Origin of the sequence: Clostridium neonatale (assembly GCF_001458595.1) — a bacterium.
Taxonomy (GTDB): Bacteria; Bacillota; Clostridia; order Clostridiales; family Clostridiaceae; genus Clostridium; species Clostridium neonatale.
In genome coordinates, this window is the sequence record NZ_LN890315.1 from 1 (window position 1) to 1,157 (window position 1,157).

At 35.3% G+C, this 1,157-nt stretch carries 1 protein-coding gene; it reads right to left on the bottom strand.

Features of this window, described 5'->3' with window-relative positions:
• A partial coding sequence (locus tag BN2920_RS00080) for a transketolase-like TK C-terminal-containing protein (RefSeq protein WP_276325915.1) occupies positions 1 to 1,157 on the bottom strand: 1,157 nt, incomplete at both ends.

Below are 1,157 nucleotides of genomic sequence, written 5' to 3' on the forward strand. Positions count from 1 at the left end.
TTTGCATTTCCTGATGCACCAAATGTATCAAGTGAGATTATCTCTCCATCTAAACCTACATACTTATGCCATCCAAATGAAGTTAATGCTTCAACTGCAACTCTCTTTCTTACACAGTTTGGAAGTACACTTTCCTTGTAATCTTCATCTTGTGCATCAAATAATTCGAAACACGGAATACTTACTACTCTTGCATCGATTCCTTTAACTTCTAATTCATCTGCTGCTTTATATATAAGTTCTACTTCTGAACCTGATGCCATTAAAATAACATCTGGAGTTTCTTTCTTAGATTCTTTTATTATATAACCACCTTTTAATGCTCTCTTTGGACATCCTTCATATAGTGGTAGTTTTTGTCTTGTTAACACTAATGATGTTGGTGTTTCCCCATTAGTTACAGCGTAATACCAAGCGGCTGCTGTTTCTTTTGAGTCGGCTGGTCTAAATACTGCCATATTAGGCATACTTCTAAGTGCTGCTAATTGTTCAATTGGTTGGTGAGTTGGGCCATCTTCTCCTACCCCAATACTATCATGAGTTAAGACATATGGTATTGGTAATTTCATAAGAGCTGATAATCTCATTGCACCTTTCATGTAATCACTAAATACAAAGAATGTTGAACAGAATACCTTAAGTCCACCATGAGCGTACATACCGTTAGTAATGGCTGCCATTGCATGCTCTCTTACTCCAAAATGAAGATTTTGTCCACTTCTATCTTCCGCTGAGAAGTCTCCCTTGTCTTTCATATAAGTCTTATTTGAAGGCGCTAAATCTGCTGAACCTCCCATTAAATTTGGAATTATATTAGCTAATCTATTTATAACTATTCCTGACGATTCTCTTGTAGCCATTTCTTTATCAAAGCTCCAGAATTCATCATTGTTTAATAATTCTTCTTTATCTATTTCATTCTTCATCCATTTAGTATATTCATCTGCTAATTCTGGATAAGCTTCTGAATATTGTTTAAATAACTCATGCCAGTTTTCTTCTTTCCATACACCTTCTCCAATATACTTGTCCATATTTGTATACACTTCGTCTGGTACATAGAATGCAGGTTCTAATTGCCATCCTAGATTTTCTTTTAATGCTCTTATATTTTCTTCTCCTAATGGCTCACCATGTGCTGATGCCTTACCTTGTTT